Annotated in this window: 11 protein-coding genes, 2 tRNA genes, 1 rRNA gene and 3 pseudogenes; 7 read left to right on the top strand and 10 right to left on the bottom strand. The window is 60.8% G+C overall.

What is annotated here, in order from left to right; translation table 11 throughout:
• Positions 1 to 199 precede the first annotated feature (199 nt).
• A complete protein-coding gene (locus LN139_RS10905) occupies positions 200 to 604 on the top strand; it encodes a TraR/DksA family transcriptional regulator (protein WP_236359891.1) in 405 nt (134 codons plus the stop codon).
• 232 nt (positions 605 to 836) lie between these two features.
• The gene (locus LN139_RS10900) at positions 837 to 2,312 is read left to right on the top strand and encodes a methyl-accepting chemotaxis protein (protein ID WP_236360362.1); all 1,476 of its coding nucleotides are present in this window, start codon (positions 837 to 839) and stop codon (positions 2,310 to 2,312) included.
• Between the two features lie 140 nt (positions 2,313 to 2,452).
• On the opposite strand, the gene LN139_RS10895 is transcribed toward LN139_RS10900, so the two are convergent.
• Positions 2,453 to 2,698: a DUF2789 family protein gene (locus LN139_RS10895; protein ID WP_236359890.1), complete on the bottom strand. Its 246-nt coding sequence runs from the start codon at positions 2,696 to 2,698 to the stop codon at positions 2,453 to 2,455.
• A 170-nt stretch (positions 2,699 to 2,868) separates the two neighbouring features.
• On the opposite strand from LN139_RS10895, the gene LN139_RS10890 reads away from it, so the two are divergent.
• Complete coding sequence (locus LN139_RS10890; RefSeq protein ID WP_236360360.1) at positions 2,869 to 3,339, top strand: hypothetical protein; 471 nt, start codon at positions 2,869 to 2,871, stop codon at positions 3,337 to 3,339.
• 17 nt (positions 3,340 to 3,356) lie between these two features.
• Here the strand turns inward: LN139_RS10890 and mnhG are convergent, their stop codons facing one another.
• From mnhG to LN139_RS10855, 7 genes and pseudogenes are all read right to left on the bottom strand, one after another.
• The gene (mnhG, locus tag LN139_RS10885; protein ID WP_236359889.1) at positions 3,357 to 3,671 is read right to left on the bottom strand and encodes a monovalent cation/H(+) antiporter subunit G; all 315 of its coding nucleotides are present in this window, start codon (positions 3,669 to 3,671) and stop codon (positions 3,357 to 3,359) included.
• Entirely contained in the window at positions 3,668 to 3,946 is a 279-nt protein-coding gene (locus LN139_RS10880) for a K+/H+ antiporter subunit F (RefSeq protein WP_236359888.1), read from the bottom strand. The genes mnhG and LN139_RS10880 overlap by 4 nt, the downstream gene beginning before the upstream one ends.
• Entirely contained in the window at positions 3,943 to 4,425 is a 483-nt protein-coding gene (locus LN139_RS10875) for a Na+/H+ antiporter subunit E (RefSeq protein WP_236359887.1), read from the bottom strand. The genes LN139_RS10880 and LN139_RS10875 overlap by 4 nt, the downstream gene beginning before the upstream one ends.
• Positions 4,422 to 6,022: pseudogene (locus LN139_RS10870) on the bottom strand (monovalent cation/H+ antiporter subunit D). The gene LN139_RS10875 and the pseudogene LN139_RS10870 overlap by 4 nt, the downstream one beginning before the upstream one ends.
• Positions 6,019 to 6,362, bottom strand: a pseudogene (locus tag LN139_RS10865) (Na+/H+ antiporter subunit C). Before LN139_RS10865 ends, LN139_RS10870 begins: the two co-directional pseudogenes overlap by 4 nt.
• Positions 6,362 to 9,272, bottom strand: a pseudogene (locus LN139_RS10860) (monovalent cation/H+ antiporter subunit A). Before LN139_RS10860 ends, LN139_RS10865 begins: the two co-directional pseudogenes overlap by 1 nt.
• Before the next feature lie 507 nt (positions 9,273 to 9,779).
• Positions 9,780 to 10,154, bottom strand: coding sequence for a termination factor Rho (locus LN139_RS10855; RefSeq protein ID WP_236359886.1), 375 nt, complete (start codon positions 10,152 to 10,154; stop codon positions 9,780 to 9,782).
• 129 nt (positions 10,155 to 10,283) lie between these two features.
• Here LN139_RS10855 and LN139_RS10850 point away from each other — a divergent pair, with 129 nt between their 5' ends.
• Positions 10,284 to 12,095: an aminopeptidase P family protein gene (locus tag LN139_RS10850; protein WP_236359885.1), complete on the top strand. Its 1,812-nt coding sequence runs from the start codon at positions 10,284 to 10,286 to the stop codon at positions 12,093 to 12,095.
• Here LN139_RS10850 and LN139_RS10845 read toward each other — a convergent pair.
• Complete coding sequence (locus tag LN139_RS10845) at positions 12,082 to 12,363, bottom strand: hypothetical protein (RefSeq protein ID WP_236359884.1); 282 nt, start codon at positions 12,361 to 12,363, stop codon at positions 12,082 to 12,084. The genes LN139_RS10850 and LN139_RS10845 overlap by 14 nt on opposite strands.
• A 139-nt stretch (positions 12,364 to 12,502) precedes the next feature.
• Positions 12,503 to 13,387 carry a threonine/homoserine exporter RhtA gene (gene rhtA / locus LN139_RS10840; RefSeq protein ID WP_236359883.1) on the bottom strand — a complete coding sequence of 295 codons (885 nt, stop codon included), beginning with the start codon at positions 13,385 to 13,387 and terminating at the stop codon, positions 12,503 to 12,505.
• Between the two features lie 587 nt (positions 13,388 to 13,974).
• On the opposite strand from rhtA, the gene LN139_RS10835 reads away from it, so the two are divergent.
• The 3 genes from LN139_RS10835 (at position 13,975) to LN139_RS10825 (ending at position 15,745) form a co-directional block, all read left to right on the top strand.
• Positions 13,975 to 15,513, top strand: a 16S ribosomal RNA gene (locus LN139_RS10835).
• A 74-nt stretch (positions 15,514 to 15,587) separates the two neighbouring features.
• Positions 15,588 to 15,664 (top strand) — tRNA-Ile (locus tag LN139_RS10830).
• A gap of 5 nt (positions 15,665 to 15,669) precedes the next feature.
• Positions 15,670 to 15,745, top strand: a tRNA-Ala gene (locus LN139_RS10825).
• Positions 15,746 to 15,828 lie beyond the last annotated feature (83 nt).

The following is a 15,828-nucleotide window of genomic DNA, read 5'->3' as shown; positions in this document are numbered from 1 at the left end:
CCTTTTTCCTGCGCCAGGTCAACCGGGCGCTAGACGTAACCGGTGCCGGGTGCCCCCAGGCGCTGCCTTGTGTCCAAATCCCATCGCTTGGCTATTGCTGCGCGCGGCCCGCGCCCTTAGACTGCCGCCCCTCATGCGCTTTGCCGGGTGCCGAAAGTGCCCGTACCGCGTTCGAACCAAGGCTTTAATCGAGAGATACATGACGAAGGATGAGCTGCTGGCGATGCCGGCCGACGACTACATGAACGCCACGCAACTGGCTTACTTCCAGGGCATGATCCAGGCCTTGAAAGTCGAGACCCAGGAGCGTATCGAGCTGAGCCGCCAGGCCATCGAGAGCCTGGAATCGCCCGCCGACCCGGCCGATGTCGCGTCGGTCGAGGAAGAGCGCCACTGGCTGGTCAACGCCATCGAGCGCGATCAGCGCCTGCTGCCGCAACTGGAAATGGCCTTGGGCCGCATTGCCGAGGACACCTTTGGCTGGTGCGATGACAGCGGTGAGCCCATCGGCCTGAAACGCCTGCTGATCAGCCCCATCACCAAATACTGCATCGAGGCGCAGGAGCGTCACGAGCAGCTCGACAAGCACCAGCGCCAGGTCTGATGACCGGCCGGTCGTCGGCCCCTACCAAGGCAGCATGGCCACTGGCTAACTGATGGCGCATGCTGCGGGCACAATTAGAATGCCCGCAGGAGTCGCGACCATGAGCATTGGCACGCCTACCACCCTGGAGCGCTCGGCGCCCGCCCCTCGACCACGTCTGAGCGTATCGGTGCTGTGCTGGTGGGCGGCTCAGGCGTTGATATTGAGTGGGCTGTTCTGGGCGGTGCAGGCGATGGGCCTGCCTGCCTGGGCAGGCGTGGTGCTGGCGTTGCTCGCGCAATGGCTTCCTGGCCGCTCGCTGCAATCCCGGCAGGCCGCACAGCCAGAACAGCCTGGGGTTCAGGCGCTTGCAGCCGACCTTGCCCGCCACACCAGTCAGAATGCGCTTTCTGCCGCCGGGGTCGCCTGGTCGGTCAAGCAACTGGCGCAGCGCCTGGAGTCGCAACTGGCCTCTGCGGCGCAGATCGTCGACAGCGCCCAGGCGATGATCCACACCGTCGACAGCACAGCCGCGCAAGGCAGCCAGGCGCTTGAGGCGGCGAGCAGTGTCCATGCCTGCGCCGGGGCAGGGCAGGCGGCACTTGAAGAGTCCATCCAACGCATGCACCGGCTCAGCCAGCGTGCCAGCCATAGCCGGCAGACCATTGAGGTGCTGGCGCAACTGGGCGACAGCATCCAGCGCGTCGCCTCCACGATCCAGTCAATTGCCAGCCAGACCAACCTATTGGCGCTCAACGCCGCCATCGAGGCCGCCCGCGCCGGTGAGCACGGCCGCGGCTTCGCAGTGGTGGCCGATGAGGTGCGTGGGCTTGCCGCCCGCACCGCGGCGGCCACCGAGGAAGTTGGGCAGATGGTGGGTGAAATCCAACAGCGCACCGGTGAGGTGGTCGGGCAGATTCACCAACTGACCGATGAACTTCAGGCCGGGGTCGAGCAGGTTCAGGGTACCGGCGAGCAACTCGCGCAGATCGCAGGCCTCGCCGCTGGCGTGGAGAACCGCATGGGCAGCATCGACCAGGGCGCCCGCGCCAATCGTGAACAACTTGCCACATTGTTCGAAGCGATCGAGCGCATGCGCGGTGATCTGGCCGTGAGCGATGAGCGTACCCACCAGCTTGACCGCGCAGCTGGCGAGCTCGAGGCGCAAGCGGAGAACCTCAGTGAGCGGCTGGCTGAAGTGGGCCTGGATGACTACCACCAGCGAGTTTTCGACCTGGCGCGGGAGGGGGCACAGGCCATAGCGGCCCGTTTCGAAGCGGACCTGGCAGCCGGCAAACTGACGGCGGACGACTTGTTCGACCGCAACTACATCGTGCAGCCTGGCACGGAGCCTGCCAAATACAAGACTCGGTTCGATCGCTACGCCGACCAGGTGCTGCCGTCGATACAGGAACCGTTGCTCAAGCGTCATGAGGGGCTTGTTTTCGCTATTGCCAGTACGCCACAAGGCTACGTACCCACACACAATCAGGCGTTCAGCCGCCCGCCGACTGGCGACCTGGCCCACGATAGAGCCTGGTCACGCAGCAAGCGGCTTTTCGACGATGCGACGGGAATCCGCTGTGGCAGCCACCAAAAGCCCATGCTGTTGCAGACCTATACCCGTGACACCGGGGAATTGATGCACGATCTGTCGGTGCCGATCATGGTCGGAGGCCGCCATTGGGGTGGCCTGCGGCTGGGGTACAGGCCTGCTCCAGACAAATAATGGTGTGTTAGCGCCTGAACGGTGGCAAAATCAGCGCCAGTTCATGGACGTGCATTTCGCTCGCCACGCCGATGCCAAGGCCTGCCAGCAGGGCTGGCAGGCGAGTCTGGGGAGAGCTCTCCGGCTATGACACCTGATGCCTATGCGGCATCGGCGTCTGAATGCAGGCGAACGTTCAGTTCATCGACCCACAAGGCTTCTGGCCCGTCAGCCAGTATCGATTCCTTGAGCAGGGCAGCTTGGGCGTCGCTCCAGAAATCGGCGTCAGACACCTTCACCTCGCTGGGCAGTTGATGCTTTCCAATGAACGCGTCAATGCTCTGGGCTGAATCATCGAGCCCCAGTTGCTGGAACAGTGTGCTGAGCGTGTGGTTTTCCAGTTCCATATCTGGCCTCCAGGGCAGTTGTGTTTTCAGGGTGCTGAAGGTTTGAAGGGCGTGTTGCGTGGAAGTTTCTTTGGAAACCTTCCTGCTTGCCCGTTCGCGTTTGCAGGGTTGTTTGTTTGTGCTTCGCCGTGTTGGCGGAGCTGTCGATTTTCAAGTCAGAGGATCCATCATTGGCCGTCAGTAGTCTTGAGATGCATGCCCTCTTTGTGTTGGGCGATTTACGGGTTCAGTTGGTCAAGTTGTTTCAATCGCAGTTCGTCTACATCGTCGAGCAGTCTGCAGATGAGCTGTTCATGGCCGAAATAGATACCAATGAAGCACTGGTAGTCGACGACAAACCCGGGCTTGAACTTAAAGTGGGAGATCATTTCCGGGCTGCTGTGCTGCCTAGTCGAGAGGGCGGCAAACTCGAGCTTCGCTATCGTGAGCACAAGGCAGTGGTTTCCGATGAGCGTGATTTTGCAGCTGTCGCCACGCCCCAGGGCCAGGGCATCGTATTGCGTGAGGGCCAGGCTGTGCTGATGGTGTTCGCAGCCCATGAGCAGCTTCAGGGCGGGCTGAGCCGCCCGCTCAAAGCTGCCATTGCCAAGGCTGCCAAATGGCGTGCAGGTGTGATGACATTCAAGGCAGGAACAGCCTGACGCTCAGCGCTCAGCGCTCAGCGCTCTGTGCCTTGGGCTTTCGGGCGCCGAAACAGCGCTGTGCGTGCCAGTAACAGAGTGCTCACGGGGGTGGTGACTGCCAGCAGCAATGGAATGAGCCACGCCTGCAGCCTGGGCTCTTCTGCCGCCAGGCTGAAGGCTAGTACGCACGCGCTGGTAATGCACCAGGCGCCAAGGGTGTAGCCCAGCGCGGGGGCGTGCAGGCGCTGGAAGAAGTCGCCAAAGCGCAACAGGCCTGCTGCTCCCAGCAGCGCCAGAGTTGAGCCCCCCAATACCAGCAGTGCAATCGCTGCCTCAAAAACTGTATTCACTCGATCACCTCGCCACGCAGCAGAAAGCGCGCCAGTGCGAAACTGCTGGTGAACCCCAGCAGTGCGATCAGCAACGCCGCCTCGAAATAGGTGTCGCTGGCGTAGCGGATGCCCAGCACCAGCATGCTCAACATGCCCAACAGGTAGAGGTAATCCAGTGCCAGTACGCGGTCCTGCGCGGAGGGGCCGACGAACAGGCGCACGACTGTCAGAATCATTGCCAGACCCAGAATTGCAAGGCTGGCAAGAATGGCATTGGCCAGCAGGCCGGTCATGGGAAAATCTCCAGCAAGGGGCGTTCGTAATGTTCCTTGAAATCGGCTATGAAGCGCGCCTCGTCGGTTAGCGACAGCACGTGTATCAACAGGCAGTCGCGCTCCATCGACAATTTGCACCACACTGTTCCTGGAACAGCGCAACTGATCATTGCCAGTACAGCCAGGCCCTCGGGGCTACGCATTTCGAGCGGGACGCTGACCCAGGCACTGGCCAGTGGGCGCCGTTGAACGACCTGCCCGGCCACCTGAAGGTTGGAGCGCAGCATGTCCAGCATTACCCGAGCCGCCAGGCGTGCAGCCATGGCAGGCTTGGCCACTCGGTAAGCGCCTGGCCGCAGGCCGGCGACCATGAGCGGTATTGCGATGGCGAGTACTGCGCCAAGCAGCAAATGGCCGCTGCTCAAGGAACCGTTGAGCAGAAGCCACAAGGCGAACAGGCCTGAAGAGAGAATTGGGCAAGGTAGCCAGCGATTCATTGTGCCTCCCTTTCCACGGCCGTTTTCGAGAGAACCGGCTGGATATAGCTGCCCGGGCTGAGCAGCGCCCGGGCGCTGGCGTGCGTGTACTGCAACAATGGCTCGGCGCGCAGTGTCAGCGCCAGGCACAGGCCGATCAATAGCACCACCGCTGCGCACTCCAGCGGGCGCAGCGCCGGCCGATGCGGTTGTGCCGGGCTCCACAAGCGCAACATGCCAACGCGGGTCAGTGCCATCAGGGCTGCTATCCCCGCGAGCACGAGCAACGCAATCAGCCCCCACGCTGCCGGGCTGGGCGCCTCAGTGCCGAGAATGGCCGCGATCAGGTTCACTTTGCCGATAAAGCCCGCCAGCGGGGCATGCCGATCACCATCAGTGCACAGAGGATGAATGCCAGCCCAAGAAATGCGGTATTCCACGGGATGATGCGCCCGACCAGCGCTCGCTGCTCGTCGTCGAGGTTCACATCCTGTGGCGGATGCAGTGCTTCGATGGGGGCGGGCAGCGAGCATTCTTCGTCGTCCACCTGAACATCGTTGGCCGCTCGAGCCCTTTCTATCAGCTCGGCCAGCAAAAACAGCGCTGCCACTGCCAGTGTAGAGCCCACCAGATAGAACAGCGCGGCGCCAAGCAGCCGCTCGCCTCCCAACCCGATGGCAGCCAGCAGGGTGCCGGCCGACACCATGATGTTCAGCGCGGCAAGTCGCTCCAGGCGCCTCGCCGCGAGCACGCCAAGGATGCCGCACGCCAGTGTCGCCAGGCCGCCCCAGAGCAGCCAGGCCTGGCCGAAACCATCTGGAAGTGCCAGCGCCCAAAGGCGCAGTACGGCGTAGACACCAACCTTGGTCATCAGGCTGAACAACGCCGCAACCGGCGCACTGGCGGCCCCGTAGGCAGGGGCAAGCCACGCGTTGAGGGGCCACATGCCTGCCTTGGTCAGGAAAGCGATGGCGAGGATGGCGACACCTGCGTGCAGCAGGCCAGTGTCCTCTGGCGTTATGCGGGAGACCTTCACTGCGATATCAGCCATGTTGAGGGTACCCGTAACGCCGTAGATCAGCGCGGCACCGACCAGAAACAGCGACGACGCTACAAGATTGATCGCAAGGTAATGCAGCCCAGCCACCACCCGGGCTCGGCCCGAGCCATGCAGCAACAGCCCGTAAGAGGCGGCCAGCATGACCTCGAAGAATACGAACAGGTTGAAGAGGTCACCCGTGAGGAACGCGCCGTTAAGGCCAAGCAGCTGTATCTGAAACAGCGCATGAAAATGTGCCCCGGCGCGGTCCCAGCGGGCAAGCGCGAAGGTCAGGGCCGCGCAGCCCAGTACTGAGGTGAGCAGTACCATCAACGCGCTCAGGCGATCGAGCACCAGCACGATGCCGAAAGGCGCTGGCCAGTTACCGGCCAGGTAGACGCTGTTGGCAGTGCTGGCCTGGTACACAAGGCCAGCAGCCAGAGCGGCGCCCGCGATGGTCGCTGCCAGGTTCAGCCAGCCCTTGAGGCGGCGATGCCGTTCGCTGATCAGCAACAACAGTGCGGCACTGATCAAAGGCAGCACGATTGCGGCGATCAGCCCGTGTTGCGCAAGCGTCATGGCTGTTGCTCCTGGCCGTCGACATGGTCGGTGCCGGTCAGGCCGCGCGAGGCGAGCATCACTACCAGAAACAATGCCGTCATCGCAAAACCGATCACGATAGCTGTCAGTACCAGCGCCTGAGGCAGTGGGTCGGTGTAGTGCAGCAGGTCCGGCGGCGTGCCCGGGCGAATGATCGGCTCTTTGCCGATGAACAGGCTGCCCATGCTGAAGATGAACAGGTTGACAGCGTACGACAGCAGGCACAGGCCCATGATGACCTGATAGGTACGGGGCGCAGTACCAGCCATACTCCGGAGGCCGAGAGGGCACCAATGGCGATAGCGATGACCTCTTCCATCATGCAGCTCCTTCAGGTGCAACGGCGCGCGGCAACGGCGCCTGACGGTGGGCCCGCACAGACTGGTGTGCCAGGGCGGTCAGGATCAGCAGCGTCGACCCCACCACAACGGTGAATACGCCGATGTCGAAAAACAGAGCGCTGGCAACATGTAGCTCGCCCAACAGCGGCAGGCTCAGGTGCAGCGTGTGCGTGGTCAGGAATGGAAAGCCCCACAGCAGCGCGCCGGCACCGGTGAGCGTTGCGCACGCAAGGCCCGTGCCCAGCCAGCGCAGTGGATTCAGGCTCAGGCGAGCTTCGACCCATTGAGTGCCGGCCACCATGTATTGAAGGATGAACGCAACCGCAACCACCAGGCCCGCAACAAAGCCTCCCCCGGCTCGTTGTGCCCGCGCAGGAACAATGAGCAGGCAACCACCATCGCTACCGGCAGCAGCAGGCGCACCAGCACCGCTGGCACCAGCATCACACCCGTGGCGGTATCCTTGGCGCCACGCGGGTTGGCCAGGTCGAGGCTCAGGTCGGCACTGGCATTCTGCTGTTGGCGGGGCAGTGCACTGGACTCGCGCGCCGGGCGGAAGCGGCGCAGCAGCGCGAAGATGGTCAGGGCGACCACGGCCAGGACCGTAATCTCCCCAGCGTATCGAAGCCGCGGAAGTCGACCAGCATGACGTTGACCACGTTCGAGCCGCCTCCCTGGGGGACCGCGTGGGTCAGGTAGTACCCTGATATCTCATTGGGTGTCGGGCGAGTCAGCATGGCATAGGACAGCGCCGCCATTCCGCCACCGACCAGCACCGCCAGGCCCGCGTCTCGAAGGCGCCGATTGCGTGCGCCTGTTTCGGGAGCGCCCATGGCTTCCGGCAGGCGACGGGGCAGCCAGCGCAGGCCGAGCAGTATCAGCAGCGTAGTGACGACCTCTACCACCAGTTGGGTCAGGGCAAGGTCCGGGGCAGAGAACCAGATGAAGGTTATACAGGTCATCAGCCCACATACGCCGACCATGATCAGCGCAGCGAGGCGGTGATATTCGGCCTGCCAGGCCGCCCCGAGCGCGCAGGCGATGGCGATCAGCCAAAGCACCACGAAGATGCCTGAGCCTGCGATTTTCGGACGATCCCCCCAGCTTAGCCCTTGTTCCGCGAAGGGCAGGGCAGCAGCCACCAGGGTGACTCCCAGCAGTGCGAACAACTGGGGCTGCAAGCGCTTGGTACCCAATCGGGCTGACGTCATGCGGGCGAAACGGGTGAGGCTGGCCAGGCAACGGTCGAAGATGCGCTGCCCGTCAAGCCGGCCCAGTAACGGGGGGGCGTCGATCCGGCCGGTGCCGATCCTGCGCCGCATCAGGGCATAGAGCCCTATGCCTGCGACCATGGCTATCAGGCTCATCAGCAGAGGCGCATTCACACCGTGCCAGATCGCCAGGCTGTAGCTCGGCAACGTACCCCCGACCACCGGTGCCGCAGCGGCGGCCAGTATCGGGCCCACTGCCCATGCGGGGAAGATTCCGACCACCAGGCAGCCCAGCACCAGCAACTCGACCGGTACCCGCATCCAGCGCGGCGGCTCATGAGGCGTGCGCGGCAGGCCATGCGCCGGCGGGCCGAAGAACACCTCGCACACCAGGCGAAGCGAGTACGCCACGCTGAACGTGCCGGCCAGTGTAGCGATGATGGGCAGGGCGTATTCGACCCAGGGGCTGGACTGTATGAACACGGTTTCAGCGAAGAACATTTCCTTGGAGAGAAAGCCGTTGAGCAGTGGAACGCCGGCCATCGCGGCGCTCGCCACCATCGCCAGCGTGGCGGTGTAGGGGAGTGCCCGGCGCAACCCGCTCAGACGGCGCAGGTCACGGGTGCCGCTTTCGTGGTCGATGATCCCGGCGGCCATGAACAGCGAAGCCTTGAAAGTGGCATGGTTGAGGATGTGAAACACCGCAGCCACTGCCGCAAGGTCACTGTTGAGCCCCAGCAGCAGCGTGATCAGGCCCAGGTGGCTGAGCGTCGAGTAGGCAAGCAGGCCCTTGAGGTCATGCTGGAAGATTGCGCACCAGGCGCCCAGCAGCAGGGTGCAGGCGCCGGCACCCCCAACGATCCAGAACCAGGCGTCGCTCCCGGCCAGTACCGGCCAGAGCCGGGCCAGCAGAAACACTCCGGCTTTCACCATGGTCGCCGAGTGCAGATAAGCGGAAACCGGCGTAGGTGCCGCCATCGCCCTGGGCAGCCAGAAATGGAAGGGGAATTGCGCACTTTTACTGAGCGCGCCCAACAGGATCAACCCCAGCGCCAGTGGGTACCAGGGATGAGCCCGCACGGCCTTGCCTTGAGCAAGCACCTGGTCCAGCTCATAGCTTCCGACCATGTGTCCCAGCACCAGCACCCCTACCAGCAGGCAGAGGCCTCCCACTCCCGTGGTGACCAATGCCATATAGGCCCCGCGGCGAGCGTCGCGGCGATGGTGCCAGTAGCCGATCAGCAGGAAGGAGAACAGGCTGGTCAGCTCCCAGAAGAACACTATCTGCAGCAGGTTGCCCGAGATGACAACGCCCAGCATGCTGCCCATGAACGCCAGGAAGAAGGAGAAAAAACGCGGGACGGGGTCCTGCGGTGACATGTAATAGCGGGCATAGAGCGAGACCAGTGTGCCCATTCCCAGCACCAGGGCCGCGAACAGCCAGGCAAAGCCATCGAGCCTGAGCGTGATGTTCAGCCCCAGTGAAGGTAGCCAGGCCCAGGTTTGCTGCAATACCTCCCCTCGCGCAATCGCAGGAAACCACCAGGCGAGCTGGACTGTGCCCGCCAGTGCAATCGAACCGGCAAGCAGGGCTTGTGCATTGCGTGCGTTGTGCGCGAGCAGCGATGCGACAACGGCACCAGCGAAGGGGAGCAACAGCAGTGCAATCAAGGACATAACGGCTCGACCCAGTAGAACAGTTGGGCATCATACGGGCCACAACGTGCCGCGGCAGTCGTGATGGCCAATCAATGTATGACAGGATTTTTCGACGCTGCTCAAGATCGCTTTGGCGAGGAAGGGGAGCGTGAGGTTTCATGCCCGCACGCGCACGTCATGCTCCACCGATAATCACTATCAGCTCGTGTGATTTCTCCGCAGCGCTCGGCGTGATTAGCCTTCTTGCATGGCAACGTCCTGTTCGAAGGCAATATTCTATGAAAAGCATGGCTCTATCTATAGCTCTGGCCGCTGCGCTTTTGCTTCAAGGGTGTGCAGGGCACCCCGAGGAACGCGCTTTCAGTGAACAGGAGCGTTATCAACTGTCGCTCGAATCGCTCACTCGGCAAGGCCTCCCTTACGATGAATATGTTCGCCAGCGCGCATCGCTGGTACGTGCTCATCAGACGGCATCCGGTCGATGGGTACAATTGCCCTCCGCCAGCGCTGCCCGTGAAGGCTAGCTCAAGGGGCCTGCAATGCGTTGACCAGCGCTTGCTTGTTCATGCTCGAGCGCCCCGGAATGTTTCGCTGGCGAGCTTCATACAGCAGCGACGCCCTGGTTTGCTGTAACAGGGTTTCGCGGTCGTTTCGGCCGAGCCCCTTGCGCGTGGCGGCGGCTCGTTTGGCTGAGTCACGGGCGGCACGAGCCTTGTCATTGGCGCTGGTGGTGCGGCCACTGCCGCTTTTCTCGCCTCCGCCAGATTGTTTGTTGACCGTAGCCCAGGCGCGCGCCTTCGCAGTTTCTTCGGGCATTCCTTTTGCCAGGTAGCTGTCCTCGATATGCTCGGCTTTACGCTTCTGGGCGGCGGTGTAACTGCCTTTGCTTCCACGGGGCATGATGGGCATCTTCCGTTGGCGGGTCATATGCTTGCGAACCTGGCCGGGCCCACGCGTTCCCGGGAGTTGCCAGGCGGTTGGTGCTCGGCCATAGTCGCAATGTCATCAATGATTGGGAAATGTGCCTGGATGAGTGCCTCCGTAGTAGCCAAGCGGCTTGACCGCGTTCGCCAAGCCTTGGATGCGCTGAGCGCCGATGCGTTGTTGGTGCCCTCGGCCGACCCGCACCTTTCCGAGTACCTGCCGCAACATTGGCAAGCGCGGCAATGGCTCAGTGGTTTCACTGGTTCGGTAGGGACTCTGGTGGTCACTCAGGCTTTCGCGGGCGTTTGGGTCGACAGCCGCTATTGGGAGCATGCCGAGCGTGAACTGGCGGGTACCGGCATCGAGACGGTCAAGGCGGGCCCTGGCGTGCCCGGCCCTTATGAATGGCTAGGCGAGCAGTTGCCGGAAGGGGCCACGGTGCTGGTGGATGGTGCTGTATTGGGGCTGGCGGCTTCGCGCCAGTTGCACGAGCAACTCAAGGGCCGTGCCTTGCGTACAGATGTGGATGTGTTCGATCAGGTTTGGGAGGGCAGGCCAGTGCTGCCTGGCGAGCCTGTCGTAGTGCATCCTGCGGAATTCGTCGCCGAGGACACTTCACAAAAATTGGCTCGGGTGCGCCAGGCCATGGCGGAGCACCACGCGGATCACCACTTTATAGCGAGCCTGGACGACATCGGCTGGCTGTTCAATCTGCGCGGCAGCGACGTGCCGTATAATCCAGTCTTTCTTGCCTACGCACTCATCGAGCCTGCCCAGGCCACTCTGTTCCTGGCTGCAGGCAAGCTTGCGCCCGCGCTCGTCGAACAACTGGGCCGGCACGGTGTACGCGTGCAGGACTATTCGAGCGCCATGCCTGCGCTTGCCTCGCTTGACCCAAAGGCCAGGCTGTTGCTCGACCCGGCCAGGGTGACCTTGGGCGCTGTGCAGCAGGTGCCGACGGCGGTCGCATGTGTCGAGGCGATAAACCCGACCACGCTGTTCAAGGCCCGCAAGCAAGAGGCCGACATCGCGCACGTCCGGCAGGCCATGGAGCAGGACGGAGCGGCTTTGTGCGAGTTCTTCAGCTGGCTGGAACAGGCTATCGCGCAGGGCGATGGCGTCACGGAGCTGTCGGTAGACGAACAGTTGGCTCTGGCCCGTTCGCGACGGCCTCATTACGTGAGCCTCAGCTTTGCGACCATTGCTGCATTCAACGCCAATGGCGCCATGCCTCATTATCGGGCGACCGCCGATGCGCATGCGGCTATTGAAGGCGATGGGCTTTTATTGATCGATTCCGGCGCGCAGTATCTGGGCGGTACGACTGACATTACACGTATGGTCCCCATCGGGCAGTTGTCGATGGAGCAGATGGAAGACTGCACCCGAGTACTAAGGGGGACTATCGCGCTGTCACAGGCACGGTTTCCCGAGGGCATTGCATCGCCGATGCTCGACGCCATCGCTCGCGCGCCATTGTGGGCTGATTGCGTCAATTACGGCCACGGAACCGGGCACGGGGTCGGTTACTTCATGAATGTGCACGAAGGGCCGCAAGTCATCGCCTATCAGGCAAACCCGGCAGCTCATACGGCCATGCGTGCAGGCATGATCACATCCATCGAACCGGGTACTTACCGGCCGGGCCAATGGGGAGTTCGGATCGAAAACCTGGTGGTAGCGAAAGCATGCGAAAGGGCAGAAGCTTTCGGAGCGTTCCTGGAATTCGAAACCTTGACGCTGTGCCCGATCGATACACGGTGCCTGTTGCCTGAATTGATGAGTGCGCAGGAGCGTCGTTGGCTCGATGACTATCACCTGCACGTGCGCCTACGTCTCACGCCTTGGGTCAGCGGGGCTGCGCTGGATTGGCTGAGGCTGCGTACCGCTCCCCTGCAGGTACCTACCGGCAAATGACTATCATGCTCCGGCTGGTGTAACCGGCCGGGTTGATGCCGAAGAGGAATTCGCTCTCTTCGCCTTCGCTGTCCTGGCCTGACTTGGCAATTGTCTTGTACCCGCTGGGGCAGGCGTCGTTCGCGGTTTTGTAGCACTGCTCCCAGGATGAACTGAGGCCGGAGCAGTTGATATGCAGGCCTTTACGACCGTGTTTGATTTCGGTGCGAGAGTGAGCTGCGCAGCCTGAAAGCAGCGCAAGCGCAACGAAACACCAAAGCGTTTTCATGTCGTTCCTTGCCTCGGGAGCCGGGTCTACGCCCGGTTGCTGAGCAATGCCAAGGGCCCATCCTGCCCCCGGGTGAGGGTTTACCTTCGCTTAAAAATCAAAGAATTACCAGTGTTGGCCTGCGCAGCGTCACTTGCGCTCAATCCACCATTGGGGTGGCGGGTGCGTCAGAGGCCGATAGGGTCGCGCCGAGGCTGGCGCCTATGATCGCGATAATGGCGAGCCACTGGGTACCGCTCAGGTGTTCGTGCAGGAAGGCCAGCCCACTAAGCGCGGCAACGGCAGGCTCAAGGCTCATCAGGGTGCCGAAAGTGCGAGCGGGTAACCTGGCCAGTGCAATCATCTCCAGGCTGTAGGGCAGGGCGGTGGACAATATCGCCACGCCCAGTGCTGTCGGGATCAACGCCCAATCGAGCAGTTCAGCCCCTGCATGGGCAATCCCGACCGGGGCTATGAACAAGGCTGCGACAACCACCCCCAGGCCGGCCATCTGCACCCCGTGCGATTGCCCGGCCTTTTGGCCGAACACTATATAAAGTGCCCAACAGCATCCGGCACCGAGGGCATAGGCTGCACCGGTGAGATCCAGCGGCGCACCGGCTCTACCGGACGGGATAAGGAGGCAAAGGCCAGCCACTGCGAGTGCAATCCACAGGAAATCCAGCTTTCGCCGTGAGGAAAAAAGCGCCACTGCCAGTGGGCCGGTGAACTCTAGCGCGACGGCGATGCCGAGCGGAATGCTGCGTACAGCCATATAGAAGAGCAGGTTCATCCCGCCCAGAGCCAAACCGTAAATGACGACGTCGCACAGCGCTTGCCGAGTCAGGCGCATCCGCCAAGGGCGCAGGATCGCAAGCATCAGTACAGAGGCCAGTATCAGGCGCAGGGTGGTGGTCCCTTGAGCCCCGATCAACGGAAATAGCGATTTGGCCAATGAGGCACCAGACTGAATGGAGACCATTGCGATCACCAACAGAGCGACACTGGCCAACGGGCTGCGGAATCTGGAAGAGAGCGGGAGCATGTAGTACGGCTTCTATAAGCTGGGGATTCGGGCCGACATCATGGGCAAACCCCTTTGATGACGCAATCGCAGTGGTTTTTGGAATAAACGCTTGACGGCTCGTCTCAGCCCCTTATAATGCGCCCCACTTCCAGCGACAACGTAACGCGAAACTCCTTTAGATTCAACGAGTTAGCGATTTTGAAGCGGTTGGAGTGGCTTCAGTCTCCGGATTGAATGCGGTGAAAAAGGTGGTTGACAGCAGGTTGTAACGCTGTAGAATTCGCCTCCCGCTTCAAGAGGTAGCGAAGCGAGTCAAGTGGTTGATGTTTCAAAGGTTTTAACGAAAACTTCTGAAAATAAACGCTTGACACGAAATGAGGGAAGCGTAGAATGCGCGCCTCGGTTGAGACGAAAGAATCAACCAACCGCTCTTTAACAACTGAATCAAGCAATTCGTGTGGGTGCTTGTGAGTTGGACTGATGGTCAACAGATTATCAGCCTCACAATGACTCATGCGAGAATTCGAATGAGTTTTTCTTCGTTATACGAAGATTGCGATGGCTGAGCCAAGTTTAGGGTTTTCTCAAAACCCAAAAGCAGTATTGAACTGAAGAGTTTGATCATGGCTCAGATTGAACGCTGGCGGCAGGCCTAACACATGCAAGTCGAGCGGCAGCACGGGAGCTTGCTCCTGGTGGCGAGCGGCGGACGGGTGAGTAATGCCTAGGAATCTGCCTGATAGTGGGGGATAACGACCGGAAACGGTCGCTAATACCGCGTACGTCCTACGGGAGAAAGTGGGGGATCTTCGGACCTCACGCTATCAGATGAGCCTAGGTCGGATTAGCTAGTTGGTGAGGTAATGGCTCACCAAGGCGACGATCCGTAACTGGTCTGAGAGGATGATCAGTCACACTGGAACTGAGACACGGTCCAGACTCCTACGGGAGGCAGCAGTGGGGAATATTGGACAATGGGCGAAAGCCTGATCCAGCCATGCCGCGTGTGTGAAGAAGGTCTTCGGATTGTAAAGCACTTTAAGTTGGGAGGAAGGGCTGTAGGTTAATACCTTGCAGTTTTGACGTTACCGACAGAATAAGCACCGGCTAACTCTGTGCCAGCAGCCGCGGTAATACAGAGGGTGCAAGCGTTAATCGGAATTACTGGGCGTAAAGCGCGCGTAGGTGGTTTGCCAAGTTGAATGTGAAATCCCCGGGCTCAACCTGGGAACTGCATCCAAAACTGGCAGGCTAGAGTATGGTAGAGGGTGGTGGAATTTCCTGTGTAGCGGTGAAATGCGTAGATATAGGAAGGAACATCAGTGGCGAAGGCGACCACCTGGACTGATACTGACACTGAGGTGCGAAAGCGTGGGGAGCAAACAGGATTAGATACCCTGGTAGTCCACGCCGTAAACGATGTCAACTAGCCGTTGGGGTCCTTGAGACTTTAGTGGCGCAGCTAACGCATTAAGTTGACCGCCTGGGGAGTACGGCCGCAAGGTTAAAACTCAAATGAATTGACGGGGGCCCGCACAAGCGGTGGAGCATGTGGTTTAATTCGAAGCAACGCGAAGAACCTTACCAGGCCTTGACATGCAGAGAACTTTCCAGAGATGGATCGGTGCCTTCGGGAACTCTGACACAGGTGCTGCATGGCTGTCGTCAGCTCGTGTCGTGAGATGTTGGGTTAAGTCCCGTAACGAGCGCAACCCTTGTCCTTAGTTACCAGCACGTTAAGGTGGGCACTCTAAGGAGACTGCCGGTGACAAACCGGAGGAAGGTGGGGATGACGTCAAGTCATCATGGCCCTTACGGCCTGGGCTACACACGTGCTACAATGGTCGGTACAGAGGGTTGCCAAGCCGCGAGGTGGAGCTAATCTCACAAAACCGATCGTAGTCCGGATCGCAGTCTGCAACTCGACTGCGTGAAGTCGGAATCGCTAGTAATCGCGAATCAGAATGTCGCGGTGAATACGTTCCCGGGCCTTGTACACACCGCCCGTCACACCATGGGAGTGGGTTGCACCAGAAGTAGCTAGTCTAACCTTCGGGAGGACGGTTACCACGGTGTGATTCATGACTGGGGTGAAGTCGTAACAAGGTAGCCGTAGGGGAACCTGCGGCTGGATCACCTCCTTAATCGACGACCCAGCGACTCATAAGCACCCACACGAATTGCTTGATTCGATTGTAAAGACGATTAGACCCTATATAGGTCTGTAGCTCAGTTGGTTAGAGCGCACCCCTGATAAGGGTGAGGTCGGCAGTTCAAATCTGCCCAGACCTACCAGTTTAGGGGCCATAGCTCAGCTGGGAGAGCGCCTGCCTTGCACGCAGGAGGTCAGCGGTTCGATCCCGCTTGGCTCCACCATGTCCCTTGTGAGAATGCAGAAACCAATGTTCGTATCGAACCTTGCTTTCTGGTTTTTCCAGAATCGTTCTTTAAAAATTTAG

It is taken from the genome of Pseudomonas sp. KNUC1026, assembly GCF_021650705.1.
In the GTDB taxonomy this organism is placed as follows: domain Bacteria; phylum Pseudomonadota; class Gammaproteobacteria; order Pseudomonadales; family Pseudomonadaceae; genus Aquipseudomonas.
The sequence above is the reverse complement of the archived record's forward strand: the minus strand, read 5'-3'. Positions and strand labels throughout refer to the sequence as shown.